The sequence below is a fragment of the Bacillus sp. FSL P2-0099 genome (assembly GCF_038007445.1).
In the GTDB taxonomy this organism is placed as follows: Bacteria; Bacillota; Bacilli; order Bacillales; family Bacillaceae_G; genus Bacillus_A; species Bacillus_A mycoides.
Genome location: NZ_JBBOXE010000001.1, coordinates 2478529 through 2505127, shown reverse-complemented (window position 1 = coordinate 2505127; position 26599 = coordinate 2478529). Strand labels below are relative to the sequence as shown.

At 33.4% G+C, this 26599-nt stretch carries 15 protein-coding genes, 3 pseudogenes and 1 riboswitch; of the genes and pseudogenes, 8 read left to right on the top strand and 10 right to left on the bottom strand.

From position 1 onward, the window contains the following. Positions 1 to 32: 32 nt before the first annotated feature. Positions 33 to 1160 (top strand): alpha/beta fold hydrolase, encoded by a 1128-nt coding sequence (locus MKY90_RS12725; protein ID WP_341091482.1) that lies wholly within the window; start codon positions 33 to 35, stop codon positions 1158 to 1160. A gap of 211 nt (positions 1161 to 1371) precedes the next feature. On the opposite strand, the gene MKY90_RS12720 is transcribed toward MKY90_RS12725, so the two are convergent. Then, positions 1372 to 1665, bottom strand: coding sequence for an ArsR/SmtB family transcription factor (locus MKY90_RS12720; RefSeq protein ID WP_078179149.1), 294 nt, complete (start codon positions 1663 to 1665; stop codon positions 1372 to 1374). Positions 1666 to 2124: 459 nt separating this feature from the next. Between MKY90_RS12720 and MKY90_RS12715 the strand changes: the two genes are divergently transcribed. The 5 genes from MKY90_RS12715 to MKY90_RS12695 all read left to right on the top strand — a co-directional run bounded on the left by MKY90_RS12715 (position 2125) and on the right by MKY90_RS12695 (position 9756). After that, positions 2125 to 2448, top strand: a complete 324-nt coding sequence (locus tag MKY90_RS12715; RefSeq protein WP_002085464.1) for a hypothetical protein — start codon at positions 2125 to 2127, stop codon at positions 2446 to 2448. 1691 nt (positions 2449 to 4139) lie between these two features. Beyond that, entirely contained in the window at positions 4140 to 5183 is a 1044-nt protein-coding gene (locus MKY90_RS12710) for a Fic family protein (RefSeq protein ID WP_002016992.1), read from the top strand. A gap of 850 nt (positions 5184 to 6033) precedes the next feature. Beyond that, positions 6034 to 7542, top strand: coding sequence for a spore germination protein (locus tag MKY90_RS12705; protein ID WP_078179288.1), 1509 nt, complete (start codon positions 6034 to 6036; stop codon positions 7540 to 7542). Next, positions 7529 to 8632: a GerAB/ArcD/ProY family transporter gene (locus tag MKY90_RS12700; protein ID WP_002185802.1), complete on the top strand. Its 1104-nt coding sequence runs from the start codon at positions 7529 to 7531 to the stop codon at positions 8630 to 8632. Before MKY90_RS12705 ends, MKY90_RS12700 begins: the two co-directional genes overlap by 14 nt. Continuing rightward, positions 8629 to 9756 (top strand): Ger(x)C family spore germination protein, encoded by a 1128-nt coding sequence (locus tag MKY90_RS12695; RefSeq protein ID WP_002185803.1) that lies wholly within the window; start codon positions 8629 to 8631, stop codon positions 9754 to 9756. Before MKY90_RS12700 ends, MKY90_RS12695 begins: the two co-directional genes overlap by 4 nt. Before the next feature lie 638 nt (positions 9757 to 10394). Here MKY90_RS12695 and mgtA read toward each other — a convergent pair. The 5 genes and pseudogenes from mgtA to MKY90_RS12670 all read right to left on the bottom strand — a co-directional run. Continuing rightward, positions 10395 to 13088, bottom strand: coding sequence for a magnesium-translocating P-type ATPase (gene mgtA, locus MKY90_RS12690; RefSeq protein WP_078179151.1), 2694 nt, complete (start codon positions 13086 to 13088; stop codon positions 10395 to 10397). A 228-nt stretch (positions 13089 to 13316) separates the two neighbouring features. After that, the gene (locus MKY90_RS12685; RefSeq protein ID WP_016126998.1) at positions 13317 to 13856 is read right to left on the bottom strand and encodes an undecaprenyl-diphosphatase; all 540 of its coding nucleotides are present in this window, start codon (positions 13854 to 13856) and stop codon (positions 13317 to 13319) included. A 22-nt stretch (positions 13857 to 13878) separates the two neighbouring features. Next, positions 13879 to 14991, bottom strand: a pseudogene (locus MKY90_RS12680) (FtsW/RodA/SpoVE family cell cycle protein). A gap of 89 nt (positions 14992 to 15080) precedes the next feature. Continuing rightward, the gene (gene mgtE, locus MKY90_RS12675) at positions 15081 to 16409 is read right to left on the bottom strand and encodes a magnesium transporter (protein WP_078179241.1); all 1329 of its coding nucleotides are present in this window, start codon (positions 16407 to 16409) and stop codon (positions 15081 to 15083) included. Positions 16410 to 16620: 211 nt separating this feature from the next. After that, a riboswitch (M-box (ykoK) riboswitch) is annotated at positions 16621 to 16797 on the bottom strand. A 563-nt stretch (positions 16798 to 17360) separates the two neighbouring features. Next, a pseudogene (locus MKY90_RS12670) lies at positions 17361 to 18209 on the bottom strand (S-layer homology domain-containing protein); the annotation flags it as partial. A 697-nt stretch (positions 18210 to 18906) separates the two neighbouring features. On the opposite strand from MKY90_RS12670, the gene brnQ reads away from it, so the two are divergent. Both brnQ and glsA read left to right on the top strand, forming a co-directional pair. Further along, positions 18907 to 20232, top strand: a complete 1326-nt coding sequence (gene brnQ, locus MKY90_RS12665) for a branched-chain amino acid transport system II carrier protein (RefSeq protein ID WP_003189324.1) — start codon at positions 18907 to 18909, stop codon at positions 20230 to 20232. 551 nt (positions 20233 to 20783) lie between these two features. After that, a complete protein-coding gene (glsA, locus tag MKY90_RS12660; RefSeq protein WP_078214540.1) occupies positions 20784 to 21713 on the top strand; it encodes a glutaminase A in 930 nt (309 codons plus the stop codon). 587 nt (positions 21714 to 22300) lie between these two features. Here the strand turns inward: glsA and MKY90_RS12655 are convergent. The 4 genes and pseudogenes from MKY90_RS12655 to MKY90_RS12640 form a co-directional block, all read right to left on the bottom strand. Further along, positions 22301 to 22441 (bottom strand): annotated as a pseudogene (locus tag MKY90_RS12655) (ABC transporter ATP-binding protein); the annotation flags it as partial. 158 nt (positions 22442 to 22599) lie between these two features. Next, positions 22600 to 25080, bottom strand: coding sequence for an RICIN domain-containing protein (locus MKY90_RS12650; protein WP_215599648.1), 2481 nt, complete (start codon positions 25078 to 25080; stop codon positions 22600 to 22602). Positions 25081 to 25116: 36 nt separating this feature from the next. Beyond that, on the bottom strand, positions 25117 to 25770 hold the full coding sequence (locus MKY90_RS12645) for a DUF11 domain-containing protein (protein WP_016126992.1): 654 nt from the start codon (positions 25768 to 25770) through the stop codon (positions 25117 to 25119). Positions 25771 to 25873: 103 nt separating this feature from the next. Continuing rightward, the gene (locus tag MKY90_RS12640) at positions 25874 to 26599 is read right to left on the bottom strand and encodes a DUF11 domain-containing protein (protein ID WP_016126991.1); all 726 of its coding nucleotides are present in this window, start codon (positions 26597 to 26599) and stop codon (positions 25874 to 25876) included.

The following is a 26599-nucleotide window of genomic DNA, read 5'->3' as shown; positions in this document are numbered from 1 at the left end:
TTACCTTGTAGTCAAATATAAGGAGGGATTTTATGTTTAAACAGTATGTAAACAACGAACAGTTCAATTTGCAAATTAACCGTTTTTTCAACGATTTCTATCAAGACGATGAGCGGGCAAATCAGGATTTGCAAACCATCATCCCAAGACTTACAGACACGGACAGCTGGTATAACACTTGGATAGAATATGCAGCAATGCGGGAGCATCAGAAAGACTTCGATCTAGCTTCGGTTTATTATCAGGCTGCCGAGTTTTATATGGAATCATCCGATCCAAAAAAAGAAAAAGTGTACCAAAAATACCGTGAAACTTTTTATAAGGGCTTTCATGACTTTGAGTATGAAACCTATCAAATTCCTTATGAAGATTCCTATCTTCCTGCAATCAAATTCATGACACCAGGCGCATGTAATACACTACTTTTCTTTGGAGGCTACGATTCCTACATGGAGGAAATGATGAAGATGATGAACTACCTCATAGGAATCAATTATAATATTATAGTTTTTGATGGACCTGGACAAGGAACAGCACTGAAAAACGGCTTAAAATTCATCCACAACTGGGAGAAGCCCGTTTCCACAGTCATTGACTATTTCAAACTTGACCGTGTTAGTATTCTCGGAGCTTCTTGGGGCGGCTACTTGGCAATGCGTGCCGCCGCTTTTGAAAAACGAATCGACAAAGTCATCGCCTTTAATATTTTTTATAGTGGCCTTGATGCACTCAAGATGCGCATGCCGGATAATATCTGGAATAAATTGACCACGCTTCTGGCTACTAATGAAGCTGACAAAATTAATACCATGTTTAAACAAATGATGGCCACCAGCATCGACCTGAACTGGAAAGTTAAAAAAGGTATGGAAAATACAGGTGAAAAAACGCCATTTAACTTACTTAAAAACTTTGAAAAACATACGATGGCAGGAATCGGTCAGTTCATAAATCAAGAAGTATTGCTCCTGGCTGGTGAAGACGATCAGTACGTTCCAATTAGCCGATTACCGCAAATCGAATCGGAGCTATGTAATGCAGCCTCCATCACTTCTGTAGTTTTCACTAAGAAAACTGGTGGTGAACAACATTGTCAGGCTGGTCATCGTCACTTAGCTTTTGATGAAATTAAAAGATTTTTGCGACATAAATTATATTGAGAAATATGAAGCGTTTTAGCACTTTCAAAATTTTTCTTTTATTAGCACATTAGAACATGGTGACATTCTTGCCCTTCTTATAGTGTTCATGGTGACCATCGTGTCACTCCTCAAAAAGACAGATATTATTTTCATAAAAGAAATCCCCCACGTATTTGTGGGGGATTATTCTGCGTTTTACTTATAATGAAATATGTGAAGTTTTGTTTATTTACAAACCTAAAATTCCAACAATCTGACTCGCCTTTAGATTAGTAATATAATAGTACATCTCTAAACCCTTTTTTTCAGCCTTTAGCACCTTCCCCCTCATTTTCGATAAATGCTGGGAAACAGTGGATTGTGGAATTTTTAAAAGCTTCGTCAATTGTGTAACATTACATTTTTTATACTGAATTAACTCGTTTATAATTTGCAATCGAATTGGATGTGCCATTATTTTTAACATATCTACATCCTCTTCAGTTATTACACTCTTTTTCATTTCACTTTTATACATTGTCATAAGAAATTCTCCTTTATTATCCGTGCATTTCCGCACGTCTTTTAATTAGAAGTACATTCTAAAATTATTACGGTTTAATATTCTTACTTTTTGGTATATTGAAGTTTATATTTTCAAAATAATATAATTCTAGAAACGCCTTACACACATATTGTAAAATTCCAATATGTGATTCATATGAACTTAATATACGGTTTAAATGAATCTTATATAATGAATCTCACTTCACTATGGAGACACTGTTGAAACTTTACTTCAATAACTCTGTAGGAAACTTATAAACAACTAAAAAAGGACACACCTATAGCATATGTATGCGTAGGTGTGTCCTTTTCTAAGATAAATTTTAGAGTATTAACTTCTTTTTATCTCATCGTATAAGATAACTATTTAAATTTCAAAATATATAGTATAGAATAGGAACATTCGCTATATTTATGTATGAAAGGATTTTCGGAAATGGACTTGTTGCAAATCAAGAAAATGGAAAATTTAATTTGGACTATTGAACATAGTAGTGACCTCTCAAAAAGGTTTTACATAATAAAATTTTTTGATAGAGAAAATACAATTAAGCCAATTGAAACATTAGAATTTGGAAATAGAAATATCGAAAAATTTGAATGGGTGTTTATTAATATATTTCCAAGGGTAGTAACAACTTATGTCCCTTCCACTGGAAGGAAACCTGATGAATCATTAATAGATACAACTAGAGAAAACAGTAAAGAATCACTTATTTTACAAGGAATACGAACCTACACCAAGTTTTGGTCATGTTAACCCCCACCCTTCTATAGCAGCAAATATAATTTTGCATAAAATGTGTTTTTTGAGTTAAGGTGAATTCTATATGTAAATTCTTCTGAGAGTTTCATTCACATTGTATTGTTCGTTATTTGAAGAACAAGGAGTTTTTTATAATATACGATATATCAATTTTTAAAATGTATGCTTATACTTATTTTTTTAGGCATTTTATTCTCTTAAGAGCATCCACGCAAATACATGCTCTTAAGAAAATAAAAGTAGTACGCATGAGATTGAATGAATATTAAATAAAACACTTTGGATCTGGAACTTACCTTACACTTTGTTTTATATACATAAAAGAAGAGTAGAATATCCTTTTTTATTTTTAGATTTGCCTACTAACACTTCAAACAATCTATCAGGACGTTAAGTAGTGAATAATTCAATTTAAGGGGATTGTTTTAGTCTCTACTAATTTAGCAGAAAATTCAGTTCCACATTTAACCTTTCTAAATTCTAGATGATTAAATCCTTGATTAGCGCCTCATCGGTTGAATCAAAAAGGGTATGCACTTTAATACACCTAGTCCAACAAACGTAAATATTACTCCTACCAAATCTAACAAAAAAATTTGAGTAGCCCCCTATTTATTGCACTAATTATAACTAGAGCTAGCCCTTTCCTTTTCTTTAAATTCCCACTTTAACTAGACCATACGGACGTTAAGTGATATGAGTTCATTTTATAATGGGGGAAATTTTCACCGTTTCTAAACAACTTATTATATTATTTTTATCTAATAAGGCACAGAAACAAATTAAAAAACTTTAGTGCTCCTGAGAAAAAATCTCTTGAGGAAAAACGTTTTTAGGGTGAAACGTTTTTCAGGGTACTTTTATACTGACTCTTTTCCTTAAAATGTTTCTGTACCTAATATTTAAATTAACTTATGTCAAAATATTTCGCAATACAAGTGCTAAATGCTACATGGATATATAGAAAATGACACTTTTTATCACCATACCCCCTCAAATACTTATATTAAATATAGAAAAGTCACCTTACTATTATTAAATTTGTTAAATTAAATAATGAAAATGGAGAATACTAACTTTATAATTGTCACAATTTAATATATATATCTACTCTTTTATTACTCGTAAAAATCATTTGATAATTCCTTCAATATTAATTTATGAAATGCAGAGACCATCTAAAGCAACAATTTTCTTACATTAGATTGTTTTTCTATTTAATTTATTTTGTCGAAAAAAGTCGATATTTTCATATTTTTTTCATTTAATTATTGTACATTTGCACATTTAGTGTTAGGATTATGCCTATTCAAATTAGATCCTATTGATTCCTCTTTAAGATTTCTTTATTTTATTTGTGAAAATTAGTTACTTTCTAGTAAATTCCCAGCAATAATACAGCAAACTACACTAATAATAATTCTAAAATTATATTTTCATCTCGTAAATTCATAAAAAGGAATTTACGTCAAACTATATTTTCTATCTGTGTATATTCATTCTTTATTCAAACATGATTAATCATAAGTTCTAACTCGTTAATCAAATTTAAATAACAATTTTGATTCTAAAATAAGTTCAAAATCAAAATAAATATATTGTTATTTCAAAATAATGTTGTAAACTATCTTTAGAATGGAAAGATTTATGTAACAGCATGTTAAGGGGTTACAGGGGGAATAAAAATGAGAAATTTTTTCGATGATAAGTATAAAAATATTGAATTAAAAAGGAGACTATTAAATATAATCAGTGAAATTAGTGAATTAAAAGGAAAATTAGCTGCTTATCAGGAACAAAATCCTGATATATTTACTAGCTTAGAAAAAACCATACCACTTCATTACATAAAAAACTTTACTACTACCTATGAAGATATAAAAGTCCCAAATAAAAGATTAAAAGAACTTATTTTAGATGATATAGTACCTCAAAATATTTCGGAAGATGCTATCTTTTGTTTTTATCAAACACTTACTTTTGTACATAAGAATTCCTGTGATTTATTAATCAATCCAGAGACTATACAGGAATTACATTTTCAATTAATACATTACATTACCTCTGACAGTGCCAAATGGCGCGAAAAACCGTTTACTATTCCAGGTATTCCTGAAAACGGAATGCACTTAAATAGTTACCGCATTCTTCCACATGAGCTTATTCCACAAGTAATGGAACAATTATGTGATCAATATAACTCATTAAATTCTAGTAAGGGCCATCATTCACTTTTATTAATAGCTCGTTTTATATTTAATTTTTATTGCATAGTCCCTTTTAATCAGGGTAACGGCAGATTGGCACTTATGTTAATGCAATTGCTATTAATTAAGAGTGGAAATACATTTGTAAAATATGTATGTCTGGATAAATACATTAAGAAAAATGAATCTGAATATTACAATTCGATTTATAAATCTTCGGTAAATTGGTACTGCGAGGAACATAATAGTAGCTTTTGGTTAAAAACGTTTTTAACTATTATATTAGAGGCGTACAAAGATCTTCATAATACAGTTCTAGATTCTATATGTAAGCATACTAAAGTGGAGAGAATTCAGGATTTTATCCTTAAACAAAAACAACCCTTTACTAAGGAGTGTATTCGTAACACATATCCAGACATAGCAGAGAGTACAATCAGTAAGGCTTTAAATTCCTTGCAATTGTTTGGCCATATTAAGCTAGTGACAAAAGGAAGAAATGCTAGTTGGATTAAAGTTTAACTATACTTGTAAAACACTTACAGTTCAAAAAAGAAAATTATAACTTTATCATTTAAATTCATGCCTTTGGACTCTTATTCATTGAATTTCACTTTAATATATTAAGCTATTATTACTAATTTAGTTATTTCTAATTTCTACAAAACACAAAACGGTTTATAGGAATATTTGTCGAAAAAAGTCGCATTTTAATATTTTTTCTTTATTTTCTGGTTGTAAACGTTTCATTTTCGTGTTACCATCTTAATCAAACAATAGATGGTAATAAAAATGAAAATATTTCTTTCCCTTAGAAACATATAAACGTACGGTCATATCAAGAAAATAAGGCCAAAGAAATATTTGATACCTATCCAAATTACCAATAGGAATTTTGCCGCATTAACTTTCTGTTATTTCAGAATAAAACTTCACATTTTGTCCCTAAACAAAATTTGTTAGCGTGCAAAATTCAAATACACTAAAACACCCAAATAAATGAAATGTCCTTTTTTATTGAGCATTGAGGTATGAAAAAATAATTCTTCCTACAAAATTCAGCTGAGTAACATAAAGACATCTAAATTACTACCTTTATCGCCATCTATTGTTGACAACATATTTACCAACTATTAAAAAGAACCTATCAAGGGTTCTTTTTTATTATAATCATTCAAATTTCACTTCTATCTTGATACTTAGATTTCTACACAAATTACATCTACTTTTTTACTCTCAATTATTGAATTTATAATATAGTACTTCAATTTTAGTTATTCTTGATCTCAATCCGTTTAAATTAGTGAATAAAATTCAAACATATAAAAATAATAACTACAACTAATCGTTATATATTAAAGAGGTGTCAATTTTGTCCTTAAATGAAAAGACCCTAGAAACAAAGACAGATAAAACCATTGAAAAAATCCAAACAAATAACTTAAAAGAACTTAAAAATACATTAGATAACATCTTTGATATTAGTGCAGATTTGATTGAACATCCTTTGCAATTAAAAACAAACACGAATATTTTACTATATTATTTTGAAGGCCTTACAGATGGTGTTGCATTAAAAGGAAATGTTGTTACACCATTATTACAAGAAGTGAATGAAGACAGTCAAATATTTAATTCTAATATTATTGCTACTCATACCAAAATAGTATATACGTGGAATGAAATTAAAGAAGGATTACTTGAGGGACAATGTGTACTATTTATGGAAGGAGAAAAGAAAGCCCTTCTCATTAATACAAAGGGATGGGCAGAAAGATCAATTCAGGAACCTATTTCAGAAGTTACCATTAAAGGTTCTCATGATGGGTTTATTGAGAATGTCACTAAAAACATAGGTCTGATTCGTCGATATATTCCTTCTACTGAATTGAAAATTAAAAAAATGACAATCGGAGAACGGGCCACTACTTTTGTATATTTACTTTACTTAGGCGATGTAGCTAACGAAGATGTGGTACAGGAAGTGGAGACAAGAATCTGTAAAATTAAAACTGATACAGTATTGAGCGTAGGAGAATTGTCCAACTTTACAAAAGATCAAAATTGGACTCCCTTTCCACAGGCTTATTTAAGTGAACGCCCAGATGCTATTTCTAATCATATTCTTGATGGTAAAGTAGCAGTGTTAATTGATAGATCTCCTGGTGCAATGATCGTTCCAATGAATTTAATTGGATTTTTTCAGACTCCCGATGATTATAATGTACATTGGCTGATTGCATCATCTTTTCGCTTATTACGATTTTTAGGATTTATTATAGCTATATTTTTACCCGCAATATATATTGCAATGGTTTCATTCCACTTTGAAATCATTCCTTTAGATCTATATACTTCTATTGCAACGTCAAGAATTAAAGTCCCTTTCTCGCCTTTACTAGAAGCATTTATTATGGAAATCACATTAGAAATGCTTCGTGAAGCTGGTATTCGTCTACCACAACCAATTGGACAAACCATTGGAATTGTTGGAGGTATTGTAATTGGACAAGCAGCTGTTCAAGCAGGGCTTGTGAGTAATGTTATGGTTATTATCGTGTCTATTACTGCCATTGCATCATTTGTTGTTTCTAATTATGATTTATCAAGTTGTATTCGGCTTATTCGTTTTCCAATGATGTTATTTGCCTACTTTTTTGGAATTGTAGGTATTGTTAGTGGATTAATGCTCTTATTTGCTCATTTTGTTTCACTAACTTCCTATGGTTCACCTTATGGATTGCCAATTGCACCATTTCGTCTCCAAGAGTTAAAAGATTCTTTTGTAAGATTTCCAATTTCTATGATCACCACCCGCTCGAGTACAGGACAGCCGAAACAAAGAAAGAAAAAAGAAGGTGGTTCACATGGGGAATCTTAAATTCCAAAACATAACTTCATTCGAATATATTGTTTTCATTCATTCACTGCAACTAGCATCAGGTATGCTAATTATGCCAAGCCCTCTTGCCACTACCGCTGGTACAGACGGCTGGATTTCTATCATTCTGGGATGGATAATTACTTCTATAATTGGCGTAATTATTATATTAATGTTACAAAAAAATCCTAACAAAAATTTCTCTCAGATCTTAAATGCATACTTTGGTAAATGGCTAGGAACAATTTTTCTTCTTTTATATGCCTTTTATCTATTTTTTGCTGGTTTTAATACTTTATTAAAGGCAACTGATATTGTAAAAGTGTGGATATTCCCCTCCACTCCTGCTTATCAAATCTCCATATTATTACTATTGCCTTTTATTATTTTAGCCCTGAGTGGGTTAAGGGCTCTTACTAGTTATTCTATGCTTGTTTTCTTCTTCACTACTTGGATGCCACTATTTCTTCTTTTTTCACTAAAGAGTAACTACAATCCTTTACACCTACTACCTATTTTTAAAGATGGCTTATACCCTATTGTAAAGGCAACAAAAGAAACCATTACTCCTTATGCGGGCTTAGAAATTGCATATTTTATTTATCCGTTCTTACAAAAAAAACAAAAAGCCATAAAAGGAATACTAATAGCGAATACTGGAACCATGTTTTTCTATCTATATGTGACTATTCTTTCTTATATATACTTTAGTCCGGAGGGGATAAAAGACGTAATTTGGCCAGTATTTCATCTGTTAAAAGGAGTTCGTTTTTCTTTCATAGAACGATTAGAAATTTTATATATCGCTTACTATTTGATTGTATTTTCCACTACAATATATCCGTATTTATTTTTCAGTTTCGAATCTGTGACCATTTTATTTCAAAAAACCGTTCGCAATTGGGTGCTGGTTGGTTTTATGCTTTTAATAGTCGGCTTATTCGTTTTTCTAAATCCCGATGTGGATCAATATTTATTTATATATTCTCTTATGGATATCTTAAATATCATTTTCTTTATTCTATTACCAATCTTCTTTTTCGCTTACAGCATTGTTTTTACTTGGTTTACTAGGAGGAAACAGCTTTGATTCGAAAATGGATATGGATTGTAATCTGTTGTGTATGTTTAATTGGTTGTGGTCAGAGAATTCCTCTTGAAAAAGTTTCTTTAATCCTTTTAATCGGCTTAGATAGTACTTCTAATGGAAACATAAAAGTGGGCACAAGCATACCACTCTTTCATCATAAACAGCAAAGCAGTACTGTAGAGCATTGGGTTCAGGCGTCAACCATATATGATGGATTTAGCAAAATGGATACGAAATTAACAGGGTATGTGACATCATCCAAAGCTGAAGTTATTTTAATTGGGGATAAATTAGCACAAGAAGAAAATTGGATACAGGCGCTCGATTCCTCTTACCGTGATCCTTACGCTACCATTAATGCTAAAGTGGTGCTTGTTGATGGACCGGCAGAAGATATGTTTAAAGTTAATAGGCCTGATAAGCCATCACTTCCATCTTATATAAATGGTGTAATCGAGTCTTCAATTCAAAATAATCAATCCGTCTCTTCTACAATTCAACAATTAATGAGAGAAAAAAATGAACAGGGAATGACGCAAACTGTTCCCATTATCAAGAAAACAAATAATGAAATTGATACGGTAGGAATTGCATTTTTAAATCATCAAGGAAAGTACTTAACGAAGATTCCTAAAACCGATGTGAAGTTTTTCAACCTTATTAATAAGTCAAAAAATACAGGTCGGATGATACTACACCTTGTTCTTTCTCCAAAAAAATCTGATAAAAAGCCAAATGCGTCTGTTTTCGTACAAAATGCAAAGAGAAAAATTAGTGTTGATTTCCAAAAAGGTAAATTTATTTTTAATATAGATGTAAGTATGAATGTATCCTTAATTGAAAAAACCAACGGAAACTTAACTAAAACTCGTTTACATGGTAATAAGAATATAGGTAGATTGGAACATGAAATCCAGGAAGAGTTCAATAAAAAATTACAAGGCATGTTACAGGATATGCAGAGAAATAAAATAGATCCAATTGGTTTATCATTACACGCTAGAGCTTTTCAATATAAAGAATGGAAAAAGGTAAAAGAAGATTGGTTGCGCGCTTTTTCAAAAGCTAAAATACGTGTGAATACACACGTTAAAATAAAAGATACAGGAACAATTAGAAATTAAACTATCTAGATTATTTTTAGCCAAGAAACCTTCCCCCTCAATTTGTGTGAAGGTGCATAGCACCAATAAGTTAAGTGGAAGATGAATTCACCTTTCCTGTAGGGAAACATGTGTTTCTAGGGTATATATGGTTCTGGTGCAAAGTTTCTCAAGAGATAAACAGAGGCATGAATATATGAGGAAATATTATGAGGCTACTAGTAATTCCTGTAATTCATGATATACTGAAAAGGCGAAGTCTCCAAAGAGACTCCGCCTTTTCAACGTACAATGAACTTCAACAAAATGTTTTAGTTTTAACGAATTCCCCGAAATAATTCTCCTTCCTCAAGCGTGTGAAGGGCGTAGCCCAACGGTAGGTGGGAGATGAATTTCGGTTTGGCATAGCCAAAAGCTTTTGATAAACTAGCTATATGAAGTTCTTTGATAACTTGATATATGAGGTTGCAGGAAGAAGATAGAGTGCGAAAACCAAGCCATTCGGTTCCTGCGTAAAATATCAACCGTACCAAAAGAGCGTCCAAGCGTTGGACATCTAGGGATGGAACACCCCGAAGTAACGCTCAGGGAGACGAAAGGTTGCTTTCATCGTGGAACTGAAAAGCTCCCACTTCAAGCTTTGCTAAGTGGCGAGTAGTTCACAGCCATCGATTAAACTTCCTGATGTATATTTTCTTTATAATTTCAGTAACTAGAGCATATATTGTTAAAATTCCAAATAACCACGGGAAATAATACAACGGAAGTGGAGTTAAGCCAATTTGGGTACTTAACCTGGTAAATGGAAGGGAAATCCCTATAATCATAACTAAACCTGTAAGTATCAAAACAGGTCTAGCAGCCGTACTTTGTAGAAAAGGAATATGTTGAGTACGAATCATATGCACAATTAATAATTGTGTTAGTAACCCTACTACGAACCAACCCGTTTGAAATAAGGATTGCATTTCAGGAATATTTGCACCAAATATATTCCACATTACAATAAAAATGATTATATCAAAAACACTACTTACCGGCCCAATAAAAATGATAAAACGAAATAAATCTTTTGTATCCCAACTTCTTGGTTTCACTAAAAATTCATTGTCTACTTTATCCCATGGAATTGAAAGTTGGGATAGATTATATAGTAAGTTTTGACATAATATTTGAATTGGTAACATTGGAAGAAAAGGAAGAAATGCGCTAGCAATTAATAAACTTAATACATTTCCAAAATTTGAACTTGCTGTCATCTTAATATACTTCAGTATATTTCCAAACGTTGTCCGCCCTTCCACAATAGCATCTTCTAATACATGTAAATTCTTTTCTATAAGTATAATATCTGAACACTCTTTAACGATATCATCTGCTGTATGGATAGATACACCAACGTCAGACTGTTTTAAAGCAAACACATCGTTAATTCCATCCCCCATAAATCCAACTGTATGGCCATTCATTTGAAGTGCCTTAATAATACGAAATTTTTGACTAGGATTTAATTTTGCGAACACACTTGTTTTACTTGCAAGTTTTACTAATGCTTTATCAGGAAGACTATCAATTTCATAACCCAGTACTGGTTCTCCTATATACAAGCCCATTTTCCTACATACATTTCTTGTCACGGACTCATTATCGCCAGTTAAAATTTTCACTTGTACCCCTTTCTTTTGTAGAGTATGAAGTGCAGCCATAGCCGATTGTTTGGGTGGATTTGAAAAACCAACATATCCAACAAGTATCATATCTGATTCATCATCAATAGAGTAACTCCCCACTTTATCACTCTTTAACTGCTTATATGCAACTGCAACAACACGCATCCCCCGTTCCTGCCAGAGTTCAATTAAGTGTTTATTTTTACGTTGGATTTCATCTGTAATAGGAATTATCTTATTATTTTCTTTTATATAACTACAAATTGATATAACTTCTCTAACAGCACCTTTACATAGCATTATTCGTTCGTTAGCATTTGTTTCTACAACAACTGAAACTCGTCTTCGATTAAAATCAAATGGGCATTCATCTATTTGTGAGTATTGAGATATATTATATTCACTACTATCTCTTACATAACGCATAACCGATAGATCAATTTCATTTTTATATGCTGTATGAAAGTAGCCATTTAAATACGCTAATTTCAAAACCTCATCCGACTTCTCTCCATTAGTATCTGTATGGCATACCAGGTCCATTTTATCTTCTGTCAATGTGCCTGTTTTATCGGTACAGAGAATATCCATAGCTCCAAGATTATGGATAGAAGATAGTTGTTTTACAAGTACCTTCTTTTTACTCATATTAATAGAACCTTTAGCCAAATTAGCGGTCACAATCATTGGAAGCATCTCTGGAGTAAGTCCAATCGCTACAGCTAAAGCGAATAAAAATGCCTCATACCAATTCCCATTTATAAATCCATGTATTATCATAACAATAGGTGTCATGATAATCATAAATTTAATTAATAGCCAGCTAACTTTGCTTACCCCTTTATCGAATCTAGAATCAGATTTCTTGTTCAGTTTAAACTGATTCTTTGCTATTGAACCAAAGTAAGTATCTGTTCCAGTACCCACAACTATTGCTTTTGCGGTACCACTTATAATATGAGTTCCCATAAAACAGAGATTTTCCAATTCGATCAAATTTTGGATTTTTCTAATTTTACGTTTTTTGTACATATGGAAATACTGATTTGTTTTAACAATGGGTAATGCTTCCCCTGTTAGTGATGATTGATTTACAAGTAAATTTTCCGATGAGATGATTCGTACATCTGCAGGTACAATATTCCCGGCAGATAATTCTATAATATCCCCTGGTACAAGATTCTCAAGAGCAACTTGTACCTTTCCACTTTCTTCTAATACCGCCCTCTTATTTTCCTTATATAAAACATCTCCCCCCCTGAGAGCAGTTACCTTTCCATATACAAGATTTTTTAATTTTTCTATAGACTTCTGAGAACGAATTTCTTGTATGAACCGAATTAACACACTTACAGCCACCATAATCCCTACAATAATAGTACCCTTTATATCATTAGTAAGAAAAGATAACATCCCTAATATGATTAGAAGAGAAATAAACGGACTTCTAAAAGAATTAAATAATGTTATATACCATTTTATTCTTTTTTGATAAATCACTTTATTTTCCCCATATACTTCAAGCCGCTTAGTAGCTTCTTCCTGAGAAAGTCCATGAGACGATGTTTTAAAAAAAGCTAACGTCGACTCAACATCACTTTTTGCAATTTCACTTAGCATTTTATAATTTTTTCCTAGTACTTCCTGATTATAAAAAGATTTTTTTTTATTAGATCGCAACAACTTAACCTCCTACCCATTAAATAAAATCCCCCTGTTTTTTCAAAATATAATTTTAAAGCTATATTTTTATAATCACCCTGAATTTTTAATCAAATTTAGAAGTGCAATCGCACTTAAATAGTATTATTCTCACCGTAAAAAGTAATTTTTATTTATAGGTTTCCTCTTATTAGCAGCAAAAATTTTGAATATAATGTGGTCTGTCGCAAGTATAATAGTGTAGATGCTTTATTTATTATTTTTGAAGTTAGTTTTAACTATATAATGGATTATGAAGGCCCATAAAAATCCTAAAACAGCTCCTATTAATACATCCAGCGGATAATGTACTCCTACCCAGACCCTTGAAAAAGCAATTAAAAAAGCTAACAATAAAAATGCTTTCCCTAAACGTTTTTCATATAAGCATAAAGTTATAGCTATTGCGAAGGCACTTGTAGCATGATCACTAGGAAAAGAGGCATTAGCGGTATGCTCAACAAGTTGTTTTATATTCAACTGAGAAACAAATGGTCGTTCTCTATAAAAAAACAATCCAATAATTCTATTCAACACAAAAGCAAAACAGCATGCTATAATAGCTTGAATTACACAGGTTCTATTTTTATATTTTTTATTTAACCAAAGAATCATAAATAATAGTATGAACATATACTGAGCATATTCAGCAAAAAAGATCATTAAATAATCGATGTATACATTTCCTTTCACATGCTCATTTATATACCGAAATCCATTATAATCTAGATTGTTTATTAAATTTAACATTTCTCCTCCATAAGCAAATATATTATCTTTTTTTATTGAAAATTGAGATATTTATTAAAAGTCCCATTACTATTAAATTAGCCATTAAAGAGCTTCCACCATAACCAATAAATAGAAGGCGGGGTGCCTGTAAGAGAGAACATTCCCGTGACACCTCCTAAATTAACAATAGATTGAAGACCTATCATACTCCCGATTCCTATTGATATTAGACCTCCAAATTGACTTTTACACTCTTGAGCAATCTTAAAAGAGCGAAGTACTATAGTTAATAAACCAGTTAATATGATTAGTACCCCTATAATTCCAAGCTCCTCAGATACAATTGACATAATAAAATCAGTATGAGGCTCAGGTAAAAAACCTTCCTGTTGAATACTATTTCCATACCCACGTCCACTAACTCCACCAGATCCTATGGCAATAAATGAATTTACAAGTTGGTAACCATCCCCTTTTGCATCAAGAAATGGATTGAACACCGTTGTAATACGTGCCATTTGAACATCAGATAAACCAAACCTAAAAAGAAAGTATAAAGTCGGTACCCAAACAATTGAAGTAACAGTTATCCATTTCATTAAAATAGAAATGTTTATTCCAAAACATATAAACATACTTACCCCTATTCCTGAAATTAATAATGCAGATCCTAGATTGGGTTGTTTGTATATCAAAAAGAACGTAAACATTAAAAACAAAATAACTTTACCACTGCCTTACCAATATGATTTTTGCACCTCTTGACGCTTTGAAAAAAAAACTGCTAGTACAATAATCACACCCAGTTTAATAAATTCTGCAGGCTGTATTCCAAATATCCAAGATTGTGCATTATTAACAACTTTCCCTTTCCATAAAACTAAAAATAGTAATATAATACTTACAATTACAATACACACGGAAACGATGCGTTTTTTCCATATATGTAAAGGTAGTCCTATACAAATTATTAACCCTATTACTCCTAAAAAAGTTTATTTAATTGAGAGCGAAAAAAGAAATCACCACTATAACCATAATTTTTTACTGCAACAATTGAGCTAGCACTATACATCATCAAAATTCCAAATATAATTGTAACGATAAGCGAAAACACCAACGGATAATCCAGTAACTTGAATATTTTTTTCATTTCTATTCTCTCTTTCTCCATGCTTCCAAGAATCTTGTCTACAAACTTTACGGGAACGAAACTAGGTATAAAAACTTAGTATAAATTTTTTATAAGCCTAATAACATTTTTGCAATGGTAAAGTACAGAATTAACCCCGTCCCATCGACTAATGTCGTAATGAACGGACCTGAAATAACAGCTGGATCCAACTTTAACTTATTTAGAATCAAGGGTAATACAGATGAAACAATAGACGACCAAATAACAATGAATAATCCAGTTATAGCTACAACTTGTGCGACTTCTGTACCTACGCCTAAAGTGTACGCACGAATTAATGCCGCCACGGCTAATGTAAGCCCAAGTAAAATACCTACTAATGCTTCTTTTTTCATAACACGAAATATATCTTTAAATTTCACCTCATTTAGAGCTACAGCACGAACCAATGTAGTTACGACCTGTGTACCTGTATTTCCACCAGTTCCAATTAACAATGGAATAAAGAAAGCCAGTGCTACTACATGAGTCAAAGTTTCTTCATAATGTCGAAGTACAGAACCAGTATATGCTTCCGCTACAAACAGAAGTAATAACCAACCTATACGTTTACGGTATATTTGCCAAATAGAGGTTTCGAAATATGGCTTATCTAATGGGGTGCTCCCTCCTAATTTTTGAATATCTTCAGTTGCTTCTTCTTCGAAAACATCCATTGCATCATCAAAGGTTATGATACCTATCATCCGATTATCCATCGTTGTTACAGGTATAGCAGATAAATCATAATCCATTAGCTTTTGTACAGCTTCCTGTTGGTCTAGATCCACTGAAACTGAAATGACATCTGATGCCATTATTGATGATAAAGTCTTATCATCTGAAGCTAGCAATAATTCACGAATAGAAACAATTCCATTAAGCTGACCACGCGTATCAAGAACATAAATATACGAAATTGATTCTACCCCTGCCCCAATTTTTCTAATATGCGACAGCGTATCTTTCACTTTCCAATTTTCCCTGGCGGCAATATAGTCAATTGTCATCAGACTGCCCGCTGTTCCAGATTGAAAAGCCAGCAGACTTCTAATTCTTTGTTGAGATTCTTCAGACATAAGTTGTATCAGTTTTTTAGCCTGAAGTGCATGAATTGAAAGAATTACATCAACAAGGTCATCGATAGATTGCCTTGCTAATAGCTCTTCACCTTTATCCAAAGGCAAATTGGTACAAATATTATATTGCTCCTCTGGAGTAAGGTAACTAAGAATTTTCGCACCTTTTTCAGTAGGAAAATATTTCATTAAAGATATCTGATCTTTATGATGAAAATCTTTCATTTCCATTGCAATATCATAGGATTGATTTTTTATAAGCTCTCGCACTAAATGTATGTCTTGTGTCTTTAATAATTGTTGCAAACATTTTTTCATCGTAATTCCTCCTTAAGGACAATGGCACTTGTTATCATTTTCCCACTTCTGGGAAAACAAATTTCTTAATAAATATGGGATCAATATCATCAATCATTAATTTTCCCCCCTTTTATAAGAGATTTATTACAAATAAAATTTTGCATATAAAAAACCTCCCCTAGTGATTCAACTAAAGGAGGTTGATTTAAAAAAGACATAGCTAAATAAAGCTCATTCCCCCTAGTTGAGTTTTGGCACTATACAACGTAAAGGATGAATCTTTCATCACTTAGCTATCTTAAGAAGAGCCTTAATCCGACAATTCCTGTTCTACCCATTGGCATCTTTCGATATTTTTGGGCAATAGCCTGTGTTTGTATAGGAGCCTCACCTAACAGGTTATAAATATTTTAAATTTTTTATTCGTTTCGTGTTAAAGCATATCCACTATTTTTGAGCTTGTCAAGTAATAATAAAACTTATTTCTTCATTTTTTGATATCATACCATTCCCAACTCATAGATATAAACAGCTGTATACTGATTTATATTTATACAACGAACTTTACAATTTATGCGCTAAATTTTCTAAACTATAAACTATTAAATTAATTTTTTTTATTATTACACGTGTCCTGACGCTTTATAATTGAAGAATGGTGTAAAAATAAAATATTTAACGTATTATCCGAAAGAATGCTCCTTCCTCAAGCGTGTGAAGGGCGCTAGCCCAACGGTAGGTCGGAGATGAATGATTGCTTTCTTCGTGGAACTGAGAAGCTTCCACTTCAAGCATTGCTAAATGGCGAGTGGTTCACTGTATTTTATTTCAAACAAGATTTATACAAATGAAATGATTTATAGATTTCCTTATATAAATCTCTCGAAATATTTGAAATTTAAATATAAAAAAGTAGAAAGCATTCTTGCTAACAAAAATGCTTTCTGTTTTACACGATTTTTCTAGTATTTATTTATTTTTATTAAAAAAGATATAACTAGGGTCATAAAATAACCATTGATTATCACCAATACTTAACCATCCATTTTGTTCCTTATATACAGAATATGATTCATTTTTATTTAGTTTACGAATTACTTCATAAGTCGTCCCAGGTCCCTTGCGCAGATTTACACCAGAACCAGTTATGGTAACAACACCTATTGAATTATTGTTATCATTATTTAATACATGTAGCATTCTATTCAGAAAGGCAGCAGCTTCTCCGCGAGTGGCTGTACCTTTGGGCATAAATTCGTTTTTTTCATTTCCTTTTACAATCCCTAGTCCATAAACACGTTGTACAGCCTGTTTATCATACGCTAAGTTCTGATCAGTAAAAGGCAAGTCTACTAGCTTTCCAATAATATTTTTATACTGTAACGCTCGATCAATCATAATGACCACTTCATCACGCTTAATTGTGTCATTTGGAGCAAAAATATTATCTCCCCTACCACTAATGATTCCAGCTGCTGCTGCACGATTAATCCCATCTATTAATGAGGGGTGTGCCGTATTAAGATCAGTAAATTTTGAAGTGCCCTCAGGCAACTTTAAGGCTCTAGTAATAAATGTTGCAAATTCTGCTCGAGTAACAAGACGATCCGGCCAATATGAACCTTGTCCATCTCCTACCATAATCCCTTGCGATGCTAATTCACGAATATCTTTTTCATACCAACCACCGGTAATATCATCTTTATTGTTAGCGTTATAATAGTTTTTTGTACCAACTAAGAAATCATTCCAAGCATCTCTTTTAATCATTTTTGATGGACAAATTTTCCCGCTCCAATTTTGATGTTTAACCACATGATATTCATATTTCTAATAATTACACGCATTTTAGAGTAGCCTATAAAAAAAGAACTACAATGATAAAGAATAATTTACCTCTTGAATTTCAGAGTTTAACAAAATTTTATGCAGTGAATATGGGGAAATTATGTCCGTTATTTGAATTCAAATATTCATCTATAGTAATTATATATTCGAAATAAAATTAACTTATTCAAAACAGGTCTGTTTTCTCACGGACACCAATAAACAGCACGTTCCATCGGTGCCTGTTCCTGTTCATGTCCCTTTTCTTTTTTCTTTGATTCTACTATCTGTAGAATCATAGGAAAGGATGACTTATTTACGATTGAATTTATACCGGGTCTATTTAATTGATATGGTGAACCTCATTATAAAAACTAAAATAAATTACACTTCGCAGCAAAATCAATTCATAATAATTAATCAAGAGACGCTTATACAAATAGCTGCTGATCCCTTCATTCTCTTTTAAATTTCAATATAATAATTTTTGGTATAAAGATATTTCTATATTTAGAGTAAGACAGCACAATAAATTTGAGTATTTATATCATTTTATTTATTTCAAATAGTATTTCAAGTAAAATAAGGGATTTTTTTCATTTTTATTTTTCTGTATTTTCTAATTTCATATGTTATAATGAAAAAAACTTAAATTTCGACATTTTTCGTCAAAAAAGGAGAGTGCTCTATGAAACAATCGTTAACTTTTAAAGAAACAATCCCTATTGGACTTATGCTGTTTGCAATATTTTTCGGTGCAGGTAATATGATATTCCCTCCATTATTAGGATATTCATCTGGAACGAATATTTGGATATCGATTTCGGGATTTGTTGTGAGTAGTATTGGACTTCCATTACTAGCCATCGCTGCTATTTCCCTTTTTGGTGGAAATGTTAGTACCCTTGCTAGTAGGATTCACCCCGCCTGTGGTGTTATTATCCCTCTTATCATTTATTTAGCAATTGGCCCTTTTTTCGCCATTCCTCGTACAGGCACTGTTTCATATGAAATGGCAGTTGCCCCCTTTTTAAGTAACACCATGCAAAATCAATGGTATATATTACTCCTATACACATTTGCATATTTCGCTATAACGTATTATCTATCTTTAAATCCCTCTAAATTAGTAGATAGAATTGGAAAATATTTAACCCCGCTGTTACTAATCATGATTAGTATTATTATTGTTAAAGCAATTTCTTCACCAGTTGGATCTATTTCAACACCCTCTGATTCATATCAGGAAGCTCCTTTTTTCAAAGGATTTATTGAAGGGTTTTTAACAATGGATGCCCTTGCTGCTCTCGTATTTGGAATTATCGTAATTAACGCTATAAAAGAAAAAGGTGTTACAAATAAAAAATCCATTGCTAAATCTACTATAGTAGCAGGGCTTATAGCCGCACTTGGATTATCTATCATATATATATCACTTGCTTATATTGGAGCTACTTCTCAAACATTTGGCACATTTGAAAACGGAAGTGTGTTATTAACAAATTTAGTACAACATTTATTTGGGCAATATGGTCTTTCCTTATTAGGAATTACAATGTTATTCGCATGTTTAACTACATCTGTAGGACTCGTTTCAGCATGTGGGAGATTTTTCACAACACTATTTCCAAAGATTTCTTATAACAAAATCATTTTAATTATTTGCTTATTTAGCTTTGGAGTATCAAACCTTGGTTTGTCTATGCTAATTAAACTTTCCCTACCTATCCTAATTGTTATCTATCCTGTAGCAATTGTGCTAATTATCCTCGCTTTTTTTGATCGATTTATAAAAGATAAGCAGGCTGTCTATGTTGGATCAGTTTTAGGAGCATTACTGATTAGTATAGTACAAGGATTAGAAACAGCAGAACTTGCTAGTGACTCGTTGCTTACTTTCATGCAATACGTTCCTCTATATAACGAAGGAATGGGATGGATTTTAATAGCCTTACTTGGCAGTTTGATTGGTTTGATGATTTCAGGAAGAACTAAACAGTGTTCTACTACGTAAAATCATTAAGGCAATTGTAATCATTGGAACAATGTAACTCTAAAGGGGCGTCTGATTCGTGTACAAAAAGAAAATATATAAACGAAAATAGTATCGGGATTGGATTTTTCCTGGTAATAACATTATGTTAGCTTCTTTGAACTCCCCCCACTTAACACTCTTACGAGATGTTTGAAGTGGGGGATTCCTGCGAACACCGATGTATCCACCAGTTATCTTAGCAGGCTCTGCCCGTAGTTCCTACGGTAAGAACTGAAGTGTCTTGTACGTTGACTCATCACGCTTCCTACTTTAGCTTGGTTTTCGCAACTTCAGCAAGCGTGGGACGATGGAACGTTGAAGATTTTACGATTGCAACGATTTTTCTGCAACCAACCTCATTTCTTCAGTTTTCAAAGAGCAATCTGTACAAGTATATGCTAGCAAACATTTTGACTTACGCCATCCGACATTCATCTGCCACCTATCTGCTAGTGCTATCACACCTTCACACAAATTGAGGAGGAAGTCTTCTGGCGGAAAAAGATAAAAAGGAAAAGGACGTATTAGTTATGCACTGTATTCAAACAAATAACCTAGAACAGTTACTAGACCAAGTACAATCATATACAAAAAAAGGTAAACTGGCTACTTATATCCCAGAACTAAGAAATGCAAATCCAGATGATTTAGGGATTGCAATTTATCATAAAGAAACAGATTATATCCATGCCGGGAACTCCCAAACGCTTTTGACCCTTCAAAGTATTTCAAAAGTAATTACGCTTGCACTTGCACTTTTAGAGCGTGGCGAAGAGTATGTATTTTCTAAAGTTGGAATGGAGCCAACTGGTGACCCATTTAATTCTATTATTAAACTAGAAACAGCTAACCCTTCTAAACCACTCAATCCAATGATTAACGCAGGAGCACTAGCGATTACAAGTATATTAACAGGGGATAGTAATGACGAGAAGATGGAACGGATTCTTTCCTTTGTGCGTGATATTACGGTCAATCCTACAATTAATTACTCTTCAAAAGTAGCCGGCTCTGAATTAGAAACAGCTTACTTAAATCGTTCTCTTTGCTACTATATGAAACAAAATGACATTATCAATGGCGATGTAGAGGCGTTAATGGACTTATACACACGTCAATGTGCAATTGAGGTAAACTGCATTGATTTAGCACGGATTGGTTTGATTTTTGCAATGGATGGATATGATCCATATAGAAAAAAACAAATCGTTCCGGAACATATAACAAAAATTTGTAAAACATTTATGGTCACATGCGGCATGTACAACGAATCTGGTGAATTTGCAATTCGCGTCGGAATACCCGCCAAGAGTGGGGTTGCCGGTGGGATATTCGGATGCGTAAAAGGAGAAATGGGAATTGGTATTTTTGGACCCGCTTTAGATGCTAACGGAAATAGTATAGCTGGTTTTAAAATGCTAGAACTACTTTCCGCACAAGAAGGCTGGAGTATGTTTTAACGAATTCCCCGAAAGAATTCTCCTTCCTCAAGCGTTGGACATCTAGGGGTGGAACACCTCGAAGTAAAGCTCAGGGAGACGAAAGGTTACTTTCGTCGTGGAACTAAGAAGCTCCCTCTTCAAACTTTGCTAAGTGGTGAGTAGTTCACATTCATAAGTTATTATCTAACTGCTGGTGTTCACCATCCAATAAAACCAGTAACTACATCCAAAAAAGTGCCCCTAGATTTATCTAGGAGCACTTTTTTAGGAAATACTCTGCTCTCCATGCTTTACCTCACACCCAAAAATAAGGGAGCAGATTCTACTCTATAGGTTGACTGTGAATTTGTCGATTCATGGTAACCCAAGTGGTTGTAAACAATATCATTAATAGTATTACAATGATATATAATCCGGTTTGAGGTATCATGGTACCAATCATTACGCCCATCAATAAGAGGGTTGGAATTTGAATAGTCTTAAGTTTTTCTTTTGGAATCACTTTAGGGATGATTGGCTTTACATTCCATTATTAATACATTTTCGAACAGTTTTTATTTTCATACATCTAAAGAATCCACGATACCTCTATAAAAGTGAATTCATTACTCAAAAACCTCCCTAAACAACTCATGTACTGCTTTACCTTGATGAAAACGAATTTCCTCTACGTTTTCATGTAATACAATATTTCCGTCTTTTAAAAAGATTACCTCATCAAATGTATTTTCAATTGCTTCTATTAAATATTTTTTTACACCATAACACAAAAAAGACATGAGTCTATACTTCTCAATGACTCATGTCTTTTCTTTTTAAAGTTTATTCTACCGTTTTTATTAAAAGCAAATACTTCTACTTTGTGCTACTATATCGAAACACATACTTTATTTTATAAAAAGTATTATTTTAATTTTGTCAATTCCCAACATTGAGCATCTGTACCATTGTCTGGCCATTGTTGAATATTAGCACCATTGTTTTGTATACTACTCTTCAGATCAAGTAATTGGCCGCTATGCTTAGCTATCAATTTAAGCGTTCCATCCGAATTTTTTTCGATTTTCCATTTTTGATGATCTCCACCAATGTCTTCCCATTGTTCTACATTCGCACCATCACTGTTTGAAGCTCCGGACACAGTAAGCAATTTTCCACTATGAACTGCTTTGATTTTATAATACCCATCTGCCATCTTCTCTAGTTCCCATTTTTGATGATCTCCGCCGTTATAATCCCATTGTTGGACGTTTACACCATTATCCTTTGAGGCGCTAGATATATCTAATACTTTTTGACTTCCTTTATTTTTGATGATATAGACACCACTGTAGTCAATCCCTTCAATACCATCGCAACAAAGTATTTTTGCTTTTTGCAATGTATCTTGTTGCAATTTTTCGTCTAAAATTGTTTTTGTTAGTTTGTGGGTCAACTGTTCATTCTCATTGAGTAATTCTTCTGCACTCTGCTTCCCTTCGTTGAAGGCCCGAATTGCATCTTGTATTTTTAATTTTTCTGCTACGATTACTCCTGCAGCCGCTAACTCAGCTTCTCCAATACCTGTCACGATTTTCTTCTGTGCTTCTTTACAATTGCTTTCGTGAATAGCTGTCACTTCATTCGTCATTTCTACTTTACGATAAATTTGTCCATCAGGAATAAGCTTATATTTATAATCAACTTTTGCTTTGTTTGTCACTTTCTTAGGCACTGGGTTATCAATCAACACTTGGAAGGTGACTCTTGTCGTCGTCCCGGGCTCTACCGTACCAATATTCACGCCACTTTCTATATTGCCTGAGAGAGGGCGCCCATCTATCTGCAAACTGCCTGGAACCAACTTCGTTCCATTTGGAATTTGATCCTCAATTACGACATCGGTCAGTTGTGTATCACCTGTATTAGCAACTTCAATGGTATAGGTTATAATGTTACCTGCCTTGACATAAACTGACATGTCTTGCCGTTTCACTACCTCTACCTCTACTTTTCGAATGACCGTAATGGCTTCATTACTATCTGCTGTACCTGAAGAGACCGGTAAGCCTGGGGCACTTTGGAAATCATACACGACAGTAGCTTTATTCACCGCTCTATTGTCTGGTGGCACTTTTAATACTAAGGTTTGAAAGGTAACTTCCGTCGGGCCTTCGATAGATATGGAACCAATGTCTACTCCTTTTGTCGGATCTCCACCAGGTATAGGAACGCCATCGATCTGTAAGCTGTCTTCAACAAACTTTAATTCTGGTGGAAGAGTGTCTTTTAAAATAGTTTTTTGTGCTTCGGTCATTCCACTGTTTTCAATTAATAGAGTGTAAGTAAGGATTTCACCCACGATAGCTGCTTCTTTATCTACTTCTTTATTAATTTTGATTTCTGGACTATTCACATCAATTTGGACACCCAGACCTGTCACTATATAACCATCTGATTTCGAAGTCAGTTGAACTAATGCCTCCGTTTGTGAATTCTCCATAGCTGTAGAAGCGTCCACATTGGTAATATCCCAATTATAACGAACTGCTGGTCCGGCACTTCCTGGTATGACATTTACATTCCCATAGGTACCACTCGTATCTAGATTCCCTGCATCATCATTAATTTGTGAAGCAAAGAAGTTGTCAATCGGATTATTGGGACCTGAAATGGGCTTTAAAGAAGAGGCATCTTTTCCAAAAAGTAACTGATCTCCTGGAATCTTTGAATCTCCTTCCATTGCGGTTAGCAACAATCTTGCTTTGACATCACCAAGTTCAGGCGTAGAGAAGCCAGAAATTTTCTGGCTTACTGATCCCGTTTTCTCAATCGATGCAGTTCCGACATGAATGTTCATATTTCGAAGAGGCAGTGTAGGATCTTTATAAACCACAGATAAAGTCCATCCCCCCACGTTGTTCCCTTTATATCTTTGTACTGTCGCTGGTACACCACTGACAGTATAATTACCAGCCCCACCTGCATCTATAAAACTAGTAACATTGGCAGAGCGAACATAAAATATTTGGTTCGCCTGAGCTACTTGCTGACTCGTAGTCGGATCTGGCGTAATGAGGGTGCTCCCTTTTGGTGAGATTAACGTTATGGCCCGATCTATTTCACTCGTCACATCCCCGGTACTCGTTTTTGTTGATCCACCCCAAATTAGCTCTGCATATAATACTATGCTTCCCGTTGGTAAGCGAAGCTGTGCAGCAGAAGCATTTTCTTTCCAATCTAGTGTGGTACCTGCAGGATATCCTGGTACCTGCTTAGACAAATCTAATGTGATAAATGCACCAATATCTGTATAACTGATATTTATATTACTTAGACCCAGTGTGTTGCCAGTAAAAGTAACCGCCCCGTTAGTCGTGGTTGAATATCGCTGAATAAACGCCATGATTCTCACCCTTTCTCTATTTATCTATTCCTATCCCTACTTACAACCACAACATAGGTCTTTAACTTGATCTAACTTTTTCTTCAACTCTTTTTCCAGATTAGCAATTTGCTGAACTGCTTCCTTTGCACTCTTGTTAATTGCTAGCAAATCCGTCACTTTAATCCGGCCACCTCGGAATGAATTAATTGCTGCTTGAATCTTTTCGCCTTCCATGTAAAGAATCGTGGCTAGGCCTTTTTCCTCTTGTGCGATGGAATGAATGATTAAGTCACGTGACCATTCACAGGTTGTTCGTCCTGCTGGCACATTGGTTTGTACTTCGTTACTGACCGCATCTACATAACCACCTGAATACTGAGAGCCCATGTAAGCTTTATTCCTAATCACTCCACTAGGATGGGGTTTAATCACTTCAACTTTAAATGTAATGATGATAGGCCCTTCAATGGATAGTCTATCAAGTACAATCGTTTTCGTTGGATCTTCACCAGGTTTTGATTCACCGTCAATTTCCACACTATTCGGGACAAACTGCACCTCTTCTGATAGAAAATCCTTAAAATGACAATTAGTAACATCAATTAGACTATCATTGGAAATGGTAAACGTATATGTTAGAATATCTCCTACCACCGCATCAATTTTGTCTACTTCCTTTTCTATACTCACTTTCGGAAAATTAGACATGTGCCTCTCCCTTTCTTTTCTGTAATTCATACCTTATTAGTGATGAATCAGATTCCCTATTTTTCAAAAGCATCTGAGGAAAAGTAAGACATCCTCTTCTTCTCTACTTACAACCACTACATAAATCCTGAATCGTATTTCTCTTGTTCTGTAGTTCTTGTTTCAATGTAGATAATGTTTGAGAAACACTATTTTCACTCTGAATAATCAAATTCTGTTCATTTTTTGTAATCCTGCCACTATTAAAGGCTTGATTTGCCGTCTTTATTTTTTCTGCTTCTGCATCCAGTAACTCCTGAATGGCCTTCTCTTCCTGTTTAATTGAAAATTCAATGGTACTTTGATTGTTCTCACAGTTAGTAGGAGGACGCACAATCACTTTTGTCTCTGTTATATTACTGGCTGCTTCTCCTTTTTTGATAGGCGATCCAGAAGCACTTTCAAATTCATAATTTAAGGTGGCTTTATTTTTCACTAGCTCATCTGGAGGAATATTGATTACTTTCGCTTGAAATGTCACTTCAATCAGTTCTCCTGTTCCTACCATTCCTAGCTTAATCCCATTATTTACATTCACACTAGGTTGAGGCACACCATCCACAAAAACACTACCTGGAACAAACTTCAACTCTTTTGGAAGGATATCTTTCAAAAGAGTGTTTTGTGCGTCAACCGGATCCATATTTGTTACAAGAACGGTATAAGTCAAAATATCTTTTACTTTTGCCTCATTTTTGTTTACTTTTTTATTTATTTCCATCTTCAGACTATCCTCCATTAATCTATTCGCCTCAGTTTTCATATTTACATACCCCCGACTTTGAGACAT

Bases quoted from the DNA above. Each gene is read 5' to 3' on its own strand.
- MKY90_RS12725 (WP_341091482.1), top strand. From the start codon at position 33: ATGTTTAAACAGTATGTAAACAACGAACAGTTCAATTTGCAAATTAAC.
- MKY90_RS12720 (WP_078179149.1), bottom strand. From the start codon at position 1,665: ATGACAATGTATAAAAGTGAAATGAAAAAGAGTGTAATAACTGAAGAG.
- MKY90_RS12715 (WP_002085464.1), top strand. From the start codon at position 2,125: ATGGACTTGTTGCAAATCAAGAAAATGGAAAATTTAATTTGGACTATT.
- MKY90_RS12710 (WP_002016992.1), top strand. From the start codon at position 4,140: ATGAGAAATTTTTTCGATGATAAGTATAAAAATATTGAATTAAAAAGG.
- MKY90_RS12700 (WP_002185802.1), top strand. From the start codon at position 7,529: ATGGGGAATCTTAAATTCCAAAACATAACTTCATTCGAATATATTGTT.
- MKY90_RS12685 (WP_016126998.1), bottom strand. From the start codon at position 13,856: ATGTTAAATTTAATAAACAATCTAGATTATAATGGATTTCGGTATATA.
- mgtE (WP_078179241.1), bottom strand. From the start codon at position 16,409: ATGAAAAAATGTTTGCAACAATTATTAAAGACACAAGACATACATTTA.
- brnQ (WP_003189324.1), top strand. From the start codon at position 18,907: ATGAAACAATCGTTAACTTTTAAAGAAACAATCCCTATTGGACTTATG.
- glsA (WP_078214540.1), top strand. From the start codon at position 20,784: ATGCACTGTATTCAAACAAATAACCTAGAACAGTTACTAGACCAAGTA.
- MKY90_RS12650 (WP_215599648.1), bottom strand. From the start codon at position 25,080: ATGGCGTTTATTCAGCGATATTCAACCACGACTAACGGGGCGGTTACT.
- MKY90_RS12645 (WP_016126992.1), bottom strand. From the start codon at position 25,770: ATGTCTAATTTTCCGAAAGTGAGTATAGAAAAGGAAGTAGACAAAATT.
- MKY90_RS12640 (WP_016126991.1), bottom strand. From the start codon at position 26,599: ATGTCTCAAAGTCGGGGGTATGTAAATATGAAAACTGAGGCGAATAGA.